General features: G+C 65.5%; 22 protein-coding genes. 5 read left to right on the top strand and 17 right to left on the bottom strand.

What is annotated here, in order from left to right; translation table 11 throughout:
• Positions 1-469 precede the first annotated feature (469 nt).
• The gene (locus AC1DYP_RS15985; RefSeq protein ID WP_477047169.1) at positions 470-733 is read left to right on the top strand and encodes a hypothetical protein; all 264 of its coding nucleotides are present in this window, start codon (positions 470-472) and stop codon (positions 731-733) included.
• 315 nt (positions 734-1048) lie between these two features.
• Here AC1DYP_RS15985 and AC1DYP_RS15980 read toward each other — a convergent pair whose 3' ends face one another.
• The gene (locus AC1DYP_RS15980; RefSeq protein ID WP_477047168.1) at positions 1049-1246 is read right to left on the bottom strand and encodes a ribbon-helix-helix domain-containing protein; all 198 of its coding nucleotides are present in this window, start codon (positions 1244-1246) and stop codon (positions 1049-1051) included.
• A 61-nt stretch (positions 1247-1307) separates the two neighbouring features.
• Between AC1DYP_RS15980 and AC1DYP_RS15975 the strand changes: the two genes are divergently transcribed.
• The 4 genes from AC1DYP_RS15975 to AC1DYP_RS15960 all read left to right on the top strand — a co-directional run bounded on the left by AC1DYP_RS15975 (position 1308) and on the right by AC1DYP_RS15960 (position 2728).
• Positions 1308-1763, top strand: coding sequence for a hypothetical protein (locus AC1DYP_RS15975; RefSeq protein ID WP_477047167.1), 456 nt, complete (start codon positions 1308-1310; stop codon positions 1761-1763).
• A 3-nt stretch (positions 1764-1766) separates the two neighbouring features.
• Positions 1767-2012 (top strand): hypothetical protein, encoded by a 246-nt coding sequence (locus AC1DYP_RS15970; protein WP_477047166.1) that lies wholly within the window; start codon positions 1767-1769, stop codon positions 2010-2012.
• Entirely contained in the window at positions 2009-2353 is a 345-nt protein-coding gene (locus AC1DYP_RS15965; RefSeq protein WP_477047165.1) for a hypothetical protein, read from the top strand. The genes AC1DYP_RS15970 and AC1DYP_RS15965 overlap by 4 nt, the downstream gene beginning before the upstream one ends.
• Positions 2354-2440: 87 nt before the next feature.
• The gene (locus AC1DYP_RS15960) at positions 2441-2728 is read left to right on the top strand and encodes a hypothetical protein (protein WP_477047164.1); all 288 of its coding nucleotides are present in this window, start codon (positions 2441-2443) and stop codon (positions 2726-2728) included.
• On the opposite strand, the gene AC1DYP_RS15955 is transcribed toward AC1DYP_RS15960, so the two are convergent.
• From AC1DYP_RS15955 to AC1DYP_RS15880, 16 genes are all read right to left on the bottom strand, one after another.
• Entirely contained in the window at positions 2725-4542 is a 1818-nt protein-coding gene (locus AC1DYP_RS15955) for a pectate lyase family protein (protein WP_477047163.1), read from the bottom strand. The two genes, AC1DYP_RS15960 and AC1DYP_RS15955, sit on opposite strands and share 4 nt — an antisense overlap.
• 183 nt (positions 4543-4725) lie before the next feature.
• The gene (locus AC1DYP_RS15950) at positions 4726-6378 is read right to left on the bottom strand and encodes a hypothetical protein (RefSeq protein ID WP_477047162.1); all 1653 of its coding nucleotides are present in this window, start codon (positions 6376-6378) and stop codon (positions 4726-4728) included.
• The gene (locus AC1DYP_RS15945; RefSeq protein ID WP_477047161.1) at positions 6378-7247 is read right to left on the bottom strand and encodes a hypothetical protein; all 870 of its coding nucleotides are present in this window, start codon (positions 7245-7247) and stop codon (positions 6378-6380) included. The genes AC1DYP_RS15950 and AC1DYP_RS15945 overlap by 1 nt, the downstream gene beginning before the upstream one ends.
• A gap of 2 nt (positions 7248-7249) precedes the next feature.
• A complete protein-coding gene (locus AC1DYP_RS15940) occupies positions 7250-8023 on the bottom strand; it encodes a hypothetical protein (protein WP_477047160.1) in 774 nt (257 codons plus the stop codon).
• A 2-nt stretch (positions 8024-8025) separates the two neighbouring features.
• Positions 8026-8706, bottom strand: a complete 681-nt coding sequence (locus tag AC1DYP_RS15935; RefSeq protein ID WP_477047159.1) for a hypothetical protein — start codon at positions 8704-8706, stop codon at positions 8026-8028.
• Between the two features lie 7 nt (positions 8707-8713).
• The gene (locus AC1DYP_RS15930; RefSeq protein ID WP_477047158.1) at positions 8714-9463 is read right to left on the bottom strand and encodes a GNAT family N-acetyltransferase; all 750 of its coding nucleotides are present in this window, start codon (positions 9461-9463) and stop codon (positions 8714-8716) included.
• A complete protein-coding gene (locus tag AC1DYP_RS15925) occupies positions 9460-10161 on the bottom strand; it encodes a hypothetical protein (RefSeq protein ID WP_477047157.1) in 702 nt (233 codons plus the stop codon). Before AC1DYP_RS15925 ends, AC1DYP_RS15930 begins: the two co-directional genes overlap by 4 nt.
• 1 nt (position 10162) lies before the next feature.
• Positions 10163-11575, bottom strand: a complete 1413-nt coding sequence (locus AC1DYP_RS15920) for a hypothetical protein (protein WP_477047156.1) — start codon at positions 11573-11575, stop codon at positions 10163-10165.
• Positions 11576-11791 carry a hypothetical protein gene (locus AC1DYP_RS15915; RefSeq protein WP_477047155.1) on the bottom strand — a complete coding sequence of 72 codons (216 nt, stop codon included), beginning with the start codon at positions 11789-11791 and terminating at the stop codon, positions 11576-11578.
• Between the two features lie 96 nt (positions 11792-11887).
• Positions 11888-12313 (bottom strand): hypothetical protein, encoded by a 426-nt coding sequence (locus tag AC1DYP_RS15910; RefSeq protein WP_477047154.1) that lies wholly within the window; start codon positions 12311-12313, stop codon positions 11888-11890.
• On the bottom strand, positions 12310-12756 hold the full coding sequence (locus AC1DYP_RS15905) for a lysozyme (RefSeq protein WP_477047153.1): 447 nt from the start codon (positions 12754-12756) through the stop codon (positions 12310-12312). Before AC1DYP_RS15905 ends, AC1DYP_RS15910 begins: the two co-directional genes overlap by 4 nt.
• A complete protein-coding gene (locus AC1DYP_RS15900; protein WP_477047152.1) occupies positions 12753-13034 on the bottom strand; it encodes a hypothetical protein in 282 nt (93 codons plus the stop codon). The genes AC1DYP_RS15905 and AC1DYP_RS15900 overlap by 4 nt, the downstream gene beginning before the upstream one ends.
• Positions 13031-13333, bottom strand: coding sequence for a hypothetical protein (locus AC1DYP_RS15895; protein WP_477047151.1), 303 nt, complete (start codon positions 13331-13333; stop codon positions 13031-13033). The genes AC1DYP_RS15900 and AC1DYP_RS15895 overlap by 4 nt, the downstream gene beginning before the upstream one ends.
• A gap of 162 nt (positions 13334-13495) precedes the next feature.
• A complete protein-coding gene (locus AC1DYP_RS15890) occupies positions 13496-13807 on the bottom strand; it encodes a hypothetical protein (protein WP_477047150.1) in 312 nt (103 codons plus the stop codon).
• A gap of 11 nt (positions 13808-13818) precedes the next feature.
• Positions 13819-14598, bottom strand: a complete 780-nt coding sequence (locus tag AC1DYP_RS15885) for a hypothetical protein (protein WP_477047149.1) — start codon at positions 14596-14598, stop codon at positions 13819-13821.
• A 1-nt stretch (position 14599) separates the two neighbouring features.
• On the bottom strand, positions 14600-14842 hold the full coding sequence (locus AC1DYP_RS15880; protein ID WP_477047148.1) for a spike base protein, RCAP_Rcc01079 family: 243 nt from the start codon (positions 14840-14842) through the stop codon (positions 14600-14602).
• Positions 14843-14851: the final 9 nt, after the last annotated feature.

Genomic DNA, 14851 nt, shown 5'->3' with positions numbered 1-14851 from the left:
ACCCGGCCGAACTTCTACGGCACTCCTGGCCAGGATGGGTTGCCGAGGGACTGGGATCGGAGGGGGTGAATGCGGGAGGGGCGACGCCTAGCCGCTGTGCCTACCAGGATCAATCCTGGCCCCTCCTGCCGTCACGCTTACTTGCTGCGGGCCGAGGTGCCGAGGCTTTGCGCCAGCCTGAACGCCCGAACCTGAAGCGGTAAGCCGCCGCAGCCCCACCAATATAGCGCGAGACCGCTGGAATCTCTAGGGTTTTCGTAGTAAAGTTCGGGGATGGAAGATCACCCGACCGCAGCGGAATTTCGGCAGACCGGCTTCACCGCCGACGCTGTCAATCACCCGCATTCGAACGCCGGGTTCCACTGGCTGTGCAGGTTCAACGGCATATCGCCCGAGATGGCCCCGAGAACATGGCGCTACGCGTCAAGTGCCGGGATGCGAACCTACATTCAGCGGAAAGCCGAGGAAGATGATCGACTGGAAGAACCTGGAGCCGTTGCCGCTTAAACGGCGTGATCGCGACGACCGCGAGCGGCTGGCCACTGCATCGTTCGCCAAGAAATGCGCTCGCCACAAGGGCCGGGCGCACTGGTACCCCTGGCAGAAACGCCAGATGGCCAAGACTGCTGCCGTGGGTCACCGCAAAGCTGGTGAGATCGGAGCTTCGGCCCGCTCGCGCTTCCTGGCTCAGGCGCGGGCCTATTGGGCTGGCGAGATCGACGAGCATCCCTGAGTCGGATCGCTCACACCGCCCTCCCCGTTCCCCTGGCCATGCTCACGGTCAAGGGCCGCACGTTAGCTTTGGCACAAACGAAAACGGCCCGCGTCCTGGCAGACGGGGCCGCTCGTGCAATGACTACGACCGGGAAACGGCAATAGACAAAGCCCTCCAAGAACCAAGATTCTTGCACGCCCCGGTCGGTTTTTCAACCCCGGGAACGGCCATCGCCGGTCGAGTTGATGTTCGGGTCGCGAAGGGGCGGAAGGCCCCGGAGAAGGTCGCCGAGGAGGCGCTGGGGCAGCTCGTTACGGCTTGGGCTTCTCGCGGCTAGCCGTCCAGCCCGCCGAGGGCGATCAGCGCCTCAATCATCGCCCGCATAGCCTCCGGCCGTGTCGTGCCGTGCTTGGCGGCCCACTGATCGATCTGGACGAGGAGCGCGGGCGGTACGCGCACCGTCACCGGGACCGCGCCGACCGGGGGCCTGCCGCGCGGTTTTCTGACATTATCAATTGACGGCTCGGCCATGATTATCTAATGTCAGAAATCAGAGGCGCGGGCAAGCCTCGCTCTTAAGGAGGCCAAACAGATGGCCGAGGACCAGACCGCGAAAACGACGGCGGATTACTTCCGAGATTGGGAGGGGCACGCCTTCGGGTTTGGATACGGCACCGGCGAACCCGCAATCATCCCGGTCATTAAAGACTTCCTCGCCGCTTTCGGCCGCGACGATAGCCTCCGCGCCTACGACTATGCCGCACTGGAGCGTGCCGTTGGCGCGCCCACTGCGTGGCTGCTGATCAACCGGTTCTGTCAGCTCAACGCAATCGAGTACGGCACGTCTCCGCGCTATGGCTGGCTGACGACGAGGGGCGAGCGCCTACGGGACTACTTTGCGGCGAAAACCGTCGACGAGCTCCTAGAGGAACTGGAGGGGCCGGAAAACTACCACGGCTGTTATCCGGACCACTGCAACTGCGATGGTCCCGCAAAGTGCGTGAACCCGTTCTGGACCGACGCCACCCTCACCCCTAAGGAGACCTGATAGATGGCTGAGTGGCTACCGATCGAAAGCGCGCCGAAGGACGGGGTGAAGGTCACCGTGGGCAAGATGAACGCCTACGGTCATGTGCCGTGGCCGATCGACGCGCGGTTCCTCGACGGGATCTGGAAGTTCAACTTGGGCGCGGATCAGTGGTCGCAGTTTGAACCGCAGCCTACTCACTGGACGCGACCTGTGACGGGCGTTGTAGTGCCCCTCCCCGCCCCTCCTGCCATAAAGGAAGAGACATGAGCGAGCTTTTCAGCGAACCGTTCATCAGCTCCACCGCTCGGGCGCGGGCTGATGCGGACTACAGCTACTTGCCCGATGACGCGCGCAGGGCTGTGGCGCAAATCTTGACCGCCATGGAAGCCGTCGAGGAGCAGTTCTGCCGCCCGAAGGAGAATACATTCGAGGCGACTCAAACCGCCCTCGCCCAAATAGAGGCTCAGGCTCGCAGGCCGTTAACGCAACGCGAGATCGCTGAGATGTACGAGGATTTCCGCCGGGCGATTGACCCGCTTACTAAGCTGCTGGTCGACGTAATGAGCTTCTATCCGCGACCCATAATCGTACGGGTAGACCGCCGCTAACCCCCACACCCCCGCTCTACCAGAGACACAATCGTATCCCTGGTAAGGGCGGTTGACCTCAAAGCCCAAAAGGCTCAGCGTCCTCCCATGATCACCGCCCTCGCCCTCGCCTCGCTGCTCCAGGTCGCGCAGGCCACACCCGACCCGGCCAAGACCTTGATCGGTCCAACGCTGGATCAGGCCCTCAACTACGACGTCAACAAGAGCCCACATATCAATCCCGGCCAGATCCGGGACGGAGATCCGTCGCTTCGTCGCCAGGCCCCCGCGCAGGATGACGCGCGGTACATCCCCATCGACGAGTTGACTGAGATGGTCCGGGCCAGCGCTCCGGCCCCTCAGAAGACCGACGAGAAGCCCGCGCCCAAGCCCTAGCCGATCACCCACACGGCGCCGGTCGAGTACACCGGCACGAGGTTCGCGCCGCCGCCGGTCGGAATGGTGCCGATCGCAGCGCCCGAATAAGCGACTGTCGCGTCGCTGACGAAGGCCTTCTGCCGCGGGATCAGGGCGGAGGGCAGGCCCGCGACCGTATAGACCGGCAGCGATATGCCGTCGCTGAAGATCTGGCGCGCTGTCCACGTGTTGATGTTCGCCGTCCCGGTCGGCCTCGGAACGTGAACCGAGGCCGCGCCTAGTAGGTGGTCCGCGCTGATACCGTTGCTGGCGACGATGGTCGGGCCGTAGAAGTTGCGGTTCGAGGTGCCGGTTTCCTCGATCCCGTAGTCGGAGTTGTTCGCGCTCTGGATGTTAACGAAGAGGGCGTCCGACGTGTTCTCCATCCGCAGGCCGGAGCCGTAGTTGGTGTTGACGTTCAGGTTCATAACCATGACGGTCAGGCAGCTCTTGAACGTCACGCCATGGCCGCCCGCCACGCTGCCGGTCTTGGTGTAGGAGCCGCGCCCGCTGAGATTGGTGCAGGTTACCAACTCGCAAGTGTCGAAGACCACGCCCAGGCCGAGGGACGAGAACGCGCCGACCTGATCGGTCACGATGTGCTGGATAGCCGAGAACGAAATCCCGAACCCGCAGGAGCTTTCCGAGCGCACAAGGCGGAGCCAGATGAATTCGTCGAAGGCGGTCGGGGGGCTGGGGCCACCAACGAAGCTGAAGCCGCCGCAGGTCGGAATGAACGCCGCACCGGTGTCCTGGTTCAGGACCAGTTCCTGCCCCGTGTGGAAGCACTCGTTCATCTGGAGGCCGGCAAGCTTGTTGCAGGTGAAGGCGACCCAGGTCTGCAGGTAAGCGCCAGTGTGCGCCCACGTGTAGTCCATGTTCAGATAGTCCCAGCGCTGGAAGCCCTGGGTGAAGCGCAGATTGACGTCCGGGCCCTTCTGGTACCGGGTCTTGATGTTGTAGTAGCGATTGTCGGCGATGTAGTGGGTGCTGCCCTCGTCGCCGAAGGAGTTGTAGCAGTTGTCGAACTGCATATCCCAGACACGCGTGCCGTAGACTGAGGCGTCGAAGTTCAGGAATCGGATGGCCGACGAGGCGGCGCCCGCGCCTTCCATGTCGATGTTCATCCCGCCCAGGCCGCTCGCTTTGATGGAGGTGCCGGCCAGGCCGAAGAGATAGCTCGTCGTCTGCGAGAACACTTTGACGAAGTTGTCGCCGTAGACGAATTGCCCGGTCGCGATGATGAACGATGCGGTGCCGAAGTTGTAGCCGTCACCGCTCTGGTCGGTGAGGACGACGCTTCGGCCGGTGGCTAGGGCCTTGGTCAGGGCGGCGCTGTCGTCGGTCACGCCGTCGTTCACGGCGCCAAAGTCCAGGATGCTGACGACGTCGGCGTCCTTGCTGCGCTGCGTGCGGCTGACGGCTCCGGTGAACGGCGCGAGGTAGGTCACCTCCGTATTGCTCAGGGGCAGCGTGACCGCGCCGGAGATGTCCGTGACTACCTGGGTCGCTTGGACATCCTCGTAGGAAGCTCCAGGCAGCATCACGCCTAGCGGACTAAAGCAGGTGACGGTGTAGAGCTCGCCAACCTCAGCGAAGATCGACGGGAACACTCCCGAGGCGTTGGCCACGACGGGATTGGTTAGCGGAATGTCCAGGTCGGCAGTGGTGTATACCGCCTTTCGGGTCCCAATGGCTTCATTCTCGTAGAAGTTCATCTCGGCCCCCGGCACGGGGCGGCCATTGCCGTCCAGCGCCGGCATGCAAGGCAGGATGATGCGTCCAGCGGCCATGCGCGGGCTCCAATGCGGAAAAGGCCCGCGCCAGAAGGCGGGGCCTGTGATAAGGTTCGGGAATGCGGGACTTTAAGCGGCTCAGCGGAGCCTATATTCAGCGGCCCGGCGAAGATGAGTTCGACGTGATCTTCCGCACGTCGGAGTGGTCTATCGGGATCTTCGTGATCTGGGTCGCCGTGGTCAGGGGCGCGCGGCTGCTAAGGCGTTTGCTGGCCGACGTGCTGCGTCGCTTGACCGTCCAGCGCCTTGCGCTCCCGCAGCCCTTGCTAGCTTTGCCGCCGCCGCGCGACGAAGAGCGCTTACCGCCGGTGACATAGGCATGGCTGCGATCTGCCGCTGAACCGCCGCCAGTTGAGACGCCGTCGCGTTGTCCGACGAGATGACGCGCAGGACCTCGGCCACGTTCTTCTGCGTCTGCCGGTCGGCCAAGTATTTGGCCCCGAGTCCGATGGCTCCAGGTACAGCCCCGAGCGGCCCAGCGATGGCCGCCGCGCCGAGGTTGCCCGCCGCCATCAGCCCGTTGCCCGAGGGCGACAGCTTTCCGGCCATGCGCAAGGCGTTCTGGCCCTTGCCGCCGAGAACCACCAGCTCCAAGGCCGCGCGCTCTTCCGCCGACAGGTTCGGAGTCTTCTCCATCACCACGCGCAGGTTCTGACGGGTGGCGTTGTCGATGTTGCCGCCGGAACCGGTCGATCCGGCGCGCAGCCGGGCCTTTTCCACCGCGCCCTCGACCGCTTCGACCTTGCGCACCCGGCCGTTGAGGTCCCGGGCCCTGGCCAGCAACGTCGGTGCATCGCTGGCCTTTCCGGCGTTCACCGCATCGGGGCCGGCTTTCTCGATGAAGTTGTCGATGCGGTCGATGATCCGGCGCCCGAAGAACTTCTCGGCGGGATCGCTGGCGCTGGCCACGTCGCGCCGCACGACCTGGCGCAACTGGTCCAGTTCCGTCAGGGTCAGGGGCTTGCCGCGCATGTTCTTGAGGTCGTCGACCATCGACGCTGCTTTCGGGTGACGCGTGGCGCTGATGTTGGCCTTCGACACCTCGCCGACGATGTCGTCGACCATGCTGGAGATGGCGTCGGGCTTGTAGTTGACTCCGGCATTGTCGACAGCCTGATAGGCGGCGGTCTTGGCTGAGCGCAGTTGATCCAGCGGCACGGCCTGGCCCTTGGAGGTCTTGACCGGCTTGGCCTTCACGCGGGACGGAGCCACTGCGCCGCCGGCCGCGCCCAACGCAAGCGTCAATGGGTCACGAGCGGTGCGACCGGCTGCATCGAAGCGTTCGGCCGCCGTGCCGCGATCCGCCAGGGCGTAGGCGGCGCCTTCCGTACCGGCGACAACAGCGCCTCGCGCCGCGTTGAGCAGGCGGGGCGATTGAGCGAAGGCGTTGGCCGTGGTGGTGGTCGGGACAGCCAGGGTCACAGCCGTTCCGCTCCCTCGCGCCAGGGCGGCGGTGACGGGCTTTTGCGCTGCGTAGGTGTCCTCGCGGTCGCGCTGAGCACGCATGTTCTGGGAGAAGGCGTTGCCGACGTTGCCCAGAAACTCGCGGGTTTTGCCGTTCTTGACCTTGCCGCCCAGAACGTCGGCGGCTGTGGCGAAGCCCGCCTCCAGCTCGTCGCCGATACCCAGGCCCCGGTTGAAGTTGGCCATGGAGCCCGCCGAGGGCAGGAAGGGCAGCTCGCCGGGCAGGCGGCCGCTCTTCATCCCGCTCGCGGGCTTGCTGATCGGCGGCACGAGGCCCCGACGAGCGGCCTCCTCGTAGGCGGCTTTTCGATCAGGCGGCAGGAGCCCGCGACGATAGGCTTCGGCCAGAAGTTCGGCTTTGTCGGCCATCAGAGCCCCAATGCTGCCTTGAGGTCGTCATCGGACAGTGCGGCCGGACCAGTCTTGCCCGGCTTGGTGTCGCGGGCCTGACCAGTGGTCGGATCGAACTTCGGGTTTCCGGCGTCGCCGTTGTCGTTGCGACGCAGATTGCCCCATCGGTCCTTGTAGTAGGCCCCCAGCGGCAGGTTGGCCCGGCTCTCGCCCTTGGACAGGTCGAACGGATTGCGACGGCTGCCTTGGGTGTACTGGCGCATGTCGATGTATGGTGCGCCCTGAGCTCCCCGCCGCTGGTTGATCAGTTGGGCTTGCAGGCGGGCGCCGCGGGCGTTGATGTCCTGGATCTCGCCGAGACGCTGCTTGACCAGCGCCGGGTCATTCAGGTTCGGCAGCAGTTCGTTCCATGCCCGTTGAGCGTCGCCTTCGGTCTGCACGCCCTTGTTCAGGCGCAGGCTGTCGTTGCGGAGCTTTTCGAGGTTGGCCCTGAAGCTGGTGTAGTTGCGGCTGCTGTCGTCGCTGATTCCGAGGAAGTTGCGGGCCGGAGCCAGAGCGTTGGCCACAGGACCGAGTTTCAACTTGCCCTGCGCCATCTGGTCCAGCGGCGTCTGAAGGGATTCCGACAGGGCGTTGGCGGTCTGCACCGCACCGAGCCCCTCGCTCTCCTCCTTCTGGAGGTTCGCCGGCAGGCCGCCTTGCTGAAGAACGGTGATGCCGCCCTTGGGGCCACGATAGACCACGTCGCCGTTCGGAAGACGCGTGGCCCCCGGGAGCGCCGAGGCGTAATCCTCCTGCCCGCCGGCGTCCAGGCGCACGGTCTGGCCGTTGCGATAGACGACCCGCGTACCGTCCTTGAGTTTTCCGGTTTGACCTTCGTACGGCATGGTCAGTGATCCCACTCAACGTCGTCGTCACGAATGGTCGACTGGCCTGGCGTGGCCAGCATGCCGCCCACGCCGGCGCGCCTCGGCGCGAAGACCTTCGGGTTGCGGGCGACGATCTCGCCACGGCCGCGATCAAAGACCATCGCGCCGTTGCCGACGCTGATCGGCCGATCCTCCACCGCCTTGTTGTGGCGCTGCGTCTCGGTGAATTTCTCACGCGACAGCTGCTGCTCGAGCACACCTTTCAGGCCGAGCACCTGGCCGGAAATCGCGTCGATGTTGGCGTCGGTCGGGTCGAAGCTGTCGATCTGTTCGGCGGGCATGCCGGCTGCCACGAGCTGCGGCTTGATCGAGGCGATGGCTTGCTTTCGCATCTCGACCGGGTAGGTCTTCAGATTGGCCAGCACACCGGCCTGGACGTTCACATGCTCCAGGGCCAAGGCCTTTTGCTGGTCGTCGAGCTTGGCGATGTGCGAGGCGGCGTCGAAATCGCCCCCCGAAAGGGTTGCGGTGCGCGCTCCGGCATAGTCACCGCTGGCGGCCATCGCGCCAGCCCGTTGGCGCAGCGCATATTGCTCATCATCCCTGCCCTGGCGCTGCATGCGCATGGCCAGTTCCGGGTCCTCGACAACCAAGGCGTTCATGCCGCCGGCCCGATCACCGCTGGCGTACTGCGACAGGGCGTTTTGCCGGCGGCGATCCTGACCCTGCTGTCGGCCGGCGGCGAAGGCACTCAGAGCCGTGCCGAGATAGTTGGGGGTGTCGTATTCGGCCACGATCAGGCTCCCATGTTCTCGTTCCAGGCGAAGGCGTTCTTCCCGCCGCCGTAACTGGACCCCGTCGTCTTCCCGAGCCCCTGCCCGTAGGCTGCGGCTCCGCCAAGCGTAGAGAACAGGTTGGACAGGGCGTTGCCCTGAGCGACCGTGGATCCGATCTGCGTCTGGGCCTGGTTGTTGTTGGAGGCCACAGTTTGGCCCAGCATGGCCGAGTTGTTGCCGGCCAGTGCGTTGGCGGCGTTGAACGCGCTGTCGCGGCTGTTGCCGACCTTGCCAAGCCAGTTTTCGGCATAGGTGTCCGCTAGGCCGGTCTGGAACTTGGTCAGCGCCTTCAGCGCCGATCCAGACTTCAGCAGCCCCTTGGCGGCGTTAGACGAGTTGAGCGTGTCAGAGCCGTTGGCCAGGTTGAAGTTGTACCCCGCCGCGTCCTTGTAGCCGCTGAACTTGCTTGCCGCTCCAGCCTGCGCCGGCGCGCCGTTCAGGCCGATGAAGTCGTTGTAGGTCTTGCCGGCGGTGTTGTTCGGATCAGTGTAGGGCGACAGCAGGGCCGTGTTCTGACCCTGAGTCTGATCGATCTCGGCCTGGTTTTGGGCGTTGATGTTCTTGGCCGTCTTGCTCGCCTTGTTTGCCGAATAGACGGTGGAAGCGGTACCGGCGATGGCGGCTCCGACGATGGCGGTCACGACCATTTCAGCGCACCTTCAGGAAGAAGAGTTCCCCAGCACGCAGGGTGACGATGGCGTCTTGCACATCGACAACCGGTGGGTGTTCGGAGAGCAGTTGCAGGGGCTCGTAGCCGGTCACGGTCGACCAGCCGTTGTAAAAGGCGATGGCCTTTCGGGTGTTGCCCGCCTTGATCATCGCGAAGGTGGCGCCCACGATCCGGTCATGGGCGTCGCAATCGGCGTGAGCCACGCGGTCGGAACCGGCTTGAGTCTTCGCGGCCTCCAAGCCCTCATGAAAGGCGCGGCCGACGAGAAGGGTCTGCTCATCCAGCATCGCCCAGCGGATCAGCGGCAGGCTGAAGAAGTGGGTGTCATGCAACTGGCCTTCGTGATTGAAGGACCCGTCCTGGACGAAAGACGGCAGAAACCCTGACTGCTTGGTGTAGGCCAAGGCCGCCCGATTGAATGACGGAACCCGGGTGATGACCTCTATGCAGTCGGTGTGCGTGAACAGCCACCGGAAGCCCTCGTCGCGCGCCTTCGTCGCCTCTTCGCCGCGCCCCTCCGGGAGAAACTGAGAATGCGCCTCGTAAACGCCGTGCATGTATGGATGCCGGGCGAGGATGTAGCCGCCATGCTCCGTTTGAAGGGCGATATTGGCCGGGTCCGCTATCACCTCGGTCAGGTCGATTTCGCCGGATCCTCCCATCCACGGGCGGATTTCCGGATGATTGACCACGGCGTTGAAGTGCGCGGCGTCCAGGGTTCGGATCATGCCCGCCTCGCGTAGATGTAGCCGAGAAGGCTGTTGATCGTCGGGCCGGAGGTCTTGCGGAAGTCGATGCGGTAGTCGACGGCGCCGGTCGAGACGCGCGCCGACAGCACCGCCGAGACGGCGGCAATATCGGTGTTGAACACGAGCGCCGGATAGACCCCGGGCGCTTCAGGATCAGCGGCGACAGACGCTGTCATGCTGAATGGCCCGAACACCGTTCCATCCACGCCGCCGATCACCTCGACGACCCGGAATTCCCCAACGAAGCTCACCTGGTTGATGTTGGTGATGGTCAGGGTGACGTTGTCGTCCTGCTGCGGGCCCGTGCCGGTGATGGTGAGGTCGCCGGCGGCCACGCCCGTCAGGCTGACGATCGGTCCGGCGGTCCAGCTCACCGTCGAGCTGACCGTGATCGACGGGTTCGTCGCCGAGCCGGACTTCTCGGTACCGCCGCCGGCGCTGTCAGCCGCCGATTGGGCGGCATTGGCCGCTTGCTGGGCCGTGTTGGCCGCCTGAACCGCGATACCCGCCGCGTTGAGGGCCTGCACGATCGCCGCGTTCAGGGCGTCCTGGCCGTTCTCCTGCGTCTCGATCTTGCGGCACATCTTCTCCCAAAGGGCGATGAAGGCCGAGGACGGCGCGCGGCTGGCCTGGACGATAAAGGTGTAGGCGCTGAGGCGGTCGAGCTTGAAGGCCATCCTACGGCCTGTTCTCGTTGATCGTCGCGCCGGAGAAGGTGACGAGCACCGGATCGGTGACGCGCCACTCGAACACCCGGCCCGGCGACTCCATCATGCCTAGCTGGCGCCAGATCGGCTTGACGCTGTACTCGCCCTGCATGCCGAGGCTTTCGGCCTCCCACGCGCTCCAGGTCTGACCCGCGTCATCCGAGTAGCGCATCTCGACCACGGGCCGGGAGCCCGGTCCGGTCGCCAGGCCAACGCCTCGGGCGCACTGCAGCATGACGTTGTTGCAGCGTATAGCGCCGGACTTGACGAGGGCCCCGCCGGAGATCAGGCGGGTAAGCGGTTCGCCATTGTCGCTGAAGGCCTCCGGGTCGAAGCGCCAGATCTGGTTGGTCTCGTCGTCGCCGAAGGTCGTCTCGCCGTCGATCGATAGCGGATAGCGAGCGCGGAACACTGTCCGGTCATACGACTGGAACTCCGCCCACTGTGTCGTGGAGACGTCGTAAGCGAAGCTTCCCTGCCCCGGAATGTGCAGGATGTAGAGGATGTGGCCGTCGTGGGCTACAACGTCTGCCTGCACATCCTCCAGGCTCACGCATTGGCGGAGCCGCTGCTCGATGCCGTGGGTCGAGATGCGAAGCGGCGTGTCGGAGGCACGATAGGCGATCCGGTCGCTGCCCACCCAGAAGATCGTATTGTCGGCCGCCTGCATCGAGCCGATGCACCCGCAACCCTTGTCGTAGGTAGCGCTCTGCGTGCTCTGGTACGGAGCGTCGGCGTCGCCCGTGGGGTAGAGCCATTCAACCGTGTCGGCTCCCGCCAGGGCAAGTTGCTGACCCCGCTTGGCCAGAGCCACCCCGCCGTCAGCCGCCGTCTCGGCCGTGGCGAACGACAGGGCGTTGATGGTCTTCAGGTCCGCGACCTCGGTCCAGTAGTAGCGGCCCGAGCGGGTCAGAAGTACGGCTCGGCTAGACAGCACCTCGATATCGACGAAGTACGGCAGCGTGTCGGGATCGTCGTCCTCGAAGGCGGTGATCGGCTCCAGGGTCGTCCCGTCATAGACGTAGTAGACGCCGTCCCGGAGCAGACCGAGCTGGTCCAGCGCCGTCGCCTCGTCGTCGTCGCCGTAAAAGGCCCATTGCGGCTGACCCGCGCCGGGCAGATCGTCGATCAACACCCCTTCGCGGTAGAGCTCCGTGCCAGAGACTTCGAAAGCCTCGCCGTCGAAGGCTCCAGACGCCCGAAACCTCCCCCGCGAGGCCCCCGAACCCACTGTTCCGTTCAGGGTGAGCCCGGGACGCCCGAAGCGCGCGGCCTCGGTCGGCCCGGCGGGCGTCGGCTCCAGCAAGCAGTTGATCAGGCGCGCCTCGGGAAGCCCAAGACCGGGACGGCCGTAGGCTTGCGAGGCGAACTGCAGAACGGGCATCTAGGGCGCGGCGCTCCGGCACGCGGCGATCACCGGCTCAACCCGCGACAGGCGCGCGTTGCGCTGAATTCGGCCGGCGGCAAGCAGTTGGAAGCGGTCCTCCGGGCCAGCGGCGGACTTTAAGGCATCGTCGGTGTCGACGTAGGCCTGAGGCTCGGAAAGCCCAGCGGGGACACAGGTCACGGGTACCGGAACCTTCACCTCGACGGTGCGCACGACCGGTTCTGGCGCAGCGATGTGCGTGCAGGCGGCGCAGGCCGAGGAGACACACGGCGAGCGCCACCTTGACGGCGATGTCGAGCATGGGGCGGCTCATCGCAGGCTCTCCAACAGGCGCTCGTCCGCCTCGATCACGCGTTGACAGGTGTCGGCGCCAACGAGGGGTTTCAGCAGCTTGGCGATGCGGACCTGATCGGACGCGGCGCGCTTGTCGGCGGCTGCGATGGCCGCGTTGGCTGCAGCCAAGCGCTTGGCCCCGTCCGCCTTCAGAGCGTCGATCTGGCCGTTCTGGGCCTCGATCCCGGCCCTCAGGCTGGCGGTGTTGTTCTGACAGGTGGTCAGGCGCGCGGCCCAGCCGGTGACGGGCGTCTCGATGCTGGTTCGCAGGGCGTCACGGTCGGCTTGGGCGTCGTGAAGACGAGCGGTCGAGATCGACAGGGCGATGGCCAGACCAAACGCCACGGCCGTCGCGCCGATGGTCCCGACCTGCCAGACGCGGGCTTCAAGCCAGGCGATCATGATGCACCTCGGTATATGTCGGCTTCGGCCGTCCGACGTGTCGTCAGGCCGTTGAGAACGCGCCCTGCCTGCTTGTTCCAGCGAGCGAACTGCTCGGCCGCACCAGCGTAATCGCCGGCCTTGTGCATTCGCAGCAGCGTCGAGGTCTTCAGGCCACCTTCGCCATATCCGACGTTGTAGGCAAAGCTGACCAGCGCATCGAACTGGGCCTGGGTCGTGGCCGCCGCGCCGAGGAGGGCTGACACGTGGCCGGCGAACCGCGCCAGATCAGCGGCGAACCGCGCGTCGGCCTGCGCTTGGCTCCAGACCAGGCCCAGCTTTACGTCAGGTCCGGTCGTGCCCCAGCCGATCGTGGGCACATCGTCCTTAGTCGGCAAGTAGGCCTTCAGGCGGCACTTCTCGTAGCCCTTGATGAAGGCTTCGATCTTGGCGGAAGGCGTCATGGCTTGGGCTCCTCGGGAGCAGCGGGGGCAGACGACGCGTTCAGCGACAGCGAGACGCCGCCTCGCGGCGCATCCTCGGAGCTAGGCTTTTTGTTGCCCCATCGGGCGCCCGTGTAGAGGCCGAGCGCACCGCCCACGGTACCGGAGACCAGGGCGGCGAATATGGGCAGGTTGGCTTGCGGAATGGTGACGTAGACCAAGGCCCAGCCCGCGCCGCCGAGCATGAGAAGGCAGGCGCATACGACGATAGCGTCCAAGGTGCGGTAGTCGCGCGTCATCGGCCATAGTCCCGGGCGGCCTGGCGCTCCTCGGCGACCGACACGCGGCGGTCGATCCTATCGATTGTGGAGTTCATCGCCGCTGTCCGCTCATCGAGCCTGGCGATAGTCTCTCCGGCGCTGGCCGCGGCGCTGATCTTCTGCTCGACCGTCGCCATGCGCTGGTTCATGGAGGAGCCCCACCAGACGATCCCGCCTGTCTGGAGTAGGATGGCGAAACCAAGAGCGAGGGCGCTCCATTCGATCTTCCGTTCGCTGCTGGCCAGCTTCTCGAGAACGGGTCCGGCGCGCTCAGCCATGAAGGCCCGCCGCGTTGCAGTTCAAGGCGTCCATTGCCCATCCCTTGACTCGGAGTTTCGGTTGATCACCCATGGCCGAGCCTGATCAGGCTCCACTCGTCCATTGGGTGGAAGGCCCGGGGGTGTCCAACCACCCTCGGGCCGCGTGAATCTAGGCCGCTACTAGACCTCGGGCGCGAAGATGGTCTCCGGTTCCAGGGCCGCGAAGGGCAGCGTCAGCAGGTAGTCGATCATGTCCGGGCACTGCTCGATGTACATCGGGTCGTCGACGATGCGCTTCGGCGCGACGAGGGTGCCGGTCAGGGCGATCGGGTCGCCCGGGTCGTAGTTGATGGCCTGGTCGTTCAGGTTCAGGCCGATGCCGGGCGAGGCGTTGTCCACGGCGCGAGGGAAGATGGCTGCCGTGGGGCCGTTCAGGGTCACGGCGATGTCGCGTTCGGCCGGGGTCAGGACGAAGAAGTTCATGGTCGGCATGGTGGATCTCCTTAAGCGCCGGCCATGTAGGCGGCGATGATGGTCTGGGCAGAGGCCGCTTGAGGCGCGGTCCAGCCGCCGGAGATGATGCCGGCCAGGATCGGCAGGCCCGCCGTGTATCCGGCAGCAGCGGCCGACAGAAAGGTCAGGTTGACGCTGCTGAGCGCGCTGGAGGCCCGCACGATGTTCTGGACGGCCACTCCAGCTTGATAGAGATCGTAGCCCGCCGCGCCGGTGCGGCAGTTGCCGAACAGGGTGTTGGCCAGGATCGGCGTCGTGCTGCTGTCGTTGGTCGTCGTGGTGTTGCGCGCCAGCTGGTTGTTGTTGGTCGTGCTGCGGCCGATCCGGTTGTTCAGGTTGCCGGCCGGGAACGACGTCGCGGCGATGGGGATCGCGCCGACCCACATCCACAGGCCGTTGCTGTTGAGCGCGAAGTTGCCGCCCGCCGTGGCCGGGTTGAAGTTCGTCTCCAGGTCGCTGGTCGAGCCGTCGCTGACGAAGCCCGCGTCCGCCGTGAAGACGGGCGAGTTGCGGGCCGTGGCTGCGTTGGCGGCCGTCTTCCAGTCCAGCAAGGCAGCCTGCGAAGTGTGGGCCTTGGTGACGTGCAGCCGATCGATGGTGGTCCACAGCCCCGCCGCCTTCAGGGCAACAATGGTCGCGTTGATGTTGGCCTTGCGCGCGTCGCTGGGCTGAACGGCCATGGCCGCGAACAGTGCGGAGGCGCTCGCGTCGTAGCCGGCAACGGCGCCGGCCGAGAGGCTGAGGCCCAGACCAAGGCCCAGACCGATCATCTCAGGTCCAGGCCACGATGTTGGTTGCCGTGGTTCCGGTGCTCAAGACCTTGGTGGCCTGAACCGGCAGCACCGAGCCCGCAAGAACGCCGACGTGAGTGGCTGAGGTCCCATCCGCGAACGTCACCGCGACGTCACCCGCCCCGCCCACATAGAGAGCGCGGACATTGGTCAGGACGGTGACGTCGCTCTTGGTGACGACCGCGCCGCCCCGAGCCGAGTAAACGGCTGAGTTCGTACCCATCGAGGGCTC

Source organism: Caulobacter sp. P1_D6 (genome assembly GCF_056406095.1).
Note: the sequence above shows the minus strand (reverse complement) of the source record. Positions and strands in the feature narration are given on the sequence as shown.

Coding starts and splice junctions, on each gene's coding strand:
- AC1DYP_RS15890 (WP_477047150.1), bottom strand. CDS start 13,807: ATGCCGACCATGAACTTCTTCGTCCTGACCCCGGCCGAACGCGACATC.
- AC1DYP_RS15970 (WP_477047166.1), top strand. CDS start 1,767: ATGGCTGAGTGGCTACCGATCGAAAGCGCGCCGAAGGACGGGGTGAAG.
- AC1DYP_RS15955 (WP_477047163.1), bottom strand. CDS start 4,542: ATGGCCGCTGGACGCATCATCCTGCCTTGCATGCCGGCGCTGGACGGC.
- AC1DYP_RS15910 (WP_477047154.1), bottom strand. CDS start 12,313: ATGATCGCCTGGCTTGAAGCCCGCGTCTGGCAGGTCGGGACCATCGGC.
- AC1DYP_RS15975 (WP_477047167.1), top strand. CDS start 1,308: ATGGCCGAGGACCAGACCGCGAAAACGACGGCGGATTACTTCCGAGAT.
- AC1DYP_RS15980 (WP_477047168.1), bottom strand. CDS start 1,246: ATGGCCGAGCCGTCAATTGATAATGTCAGAAAACCGCGCGGCAGGCCC.
- AC1DYP_RS15885 (WP_477047149.1), bottom strand. CDS start 14,598: ATGATCGGTCTGGGCCTTGGTCTGGGCCTCAGCCTCTCGGCCGGCGCC.
- AC1DYP_RS15960 (WP_477047164.1), top strand. CDS start 2,441: ATGATCACCGCCCTCGCCCTCGCCTCGCTGCTCCAGGTCGCGCAGGCC.
- AC1DYP_RS15880 (WP_477047148.1), bottom strand. CDS start 14,842: ATGGGTACGAACTCAGCCGTTTACTCGGCTCGGGGCGGCGCGGTCGTC.
- AC1DYP_RS15930 (WP_477047158.1), bottom strand. CDS start 9,463: ATGATCCGAACCCTGGACGCCGCGCACTTCAACGCCGTGGTCAATCAT.
- AC1DYP_RS15895 (WP_477047151.1), bottom strand. CDS start 13,333: ATGGCTGAGCGCGCCGGACCCGTTCTCGAGAAGCTGGCCAGCAGCGAA.
- AC1DYP_RS15985 (WP_477047169.1), top strand. CDS start 470: ATGATCGACTGGAAGAACCTGGAGCCGTTGCCGCTTAAACGGCGTGAT.
- AC1DYP_RS15945 (WP_477047161.1), bottom strand. CDS start 7,247: ATGCCGTACGAAGGTCAAACCGGAAAACTCAAGGACGGTACGCGGGTC.
- AC1DYP_RS15925 (WP_477047157.1), bottom strand. CDS start 10,161: ATGGCCTTCAAGCTCGACCGCCTCAGCGCCTACACCTTTATCGTCCAG.
- AC1DYP_RS15900 (WP_477047152.1), bottom strand. CDS start 13,034: ATGACGCGCGACTACCGCACCTTGGACGCTATCGTCGTATGCGCCTGC.
- AC1DYP_RS15905 (WP_477047153.1), bottom strand. CDS start 12,756: ATGACGCCTTCCGCCAAGATCGAAGCCTTCATCAAGGGCTACGAGAAG.
- AC1DYP_RS15920 (WP_477047156.1), bottom strand. CDS start 11,575: ATGCCCGTTCTGCAGTTCGCCTCGCAAGCCTACGGCCGTCCCGGTCTT.
- AC1DYP_RS15965 (WP_477047165.1), top strand. CDS start 2,009: ATGAGCGAGCTTTTCAGCGAACCGTTCATCAGCTCCACCGCTCGGGCG.
- AC1DYP_RS15950 (WP_477047162.1), bottom strand. CDS start 6,378: ATGGCCGACAAAGCCGAACTTCTGGCCGAAGCCTATCGTCGCGGGCTC.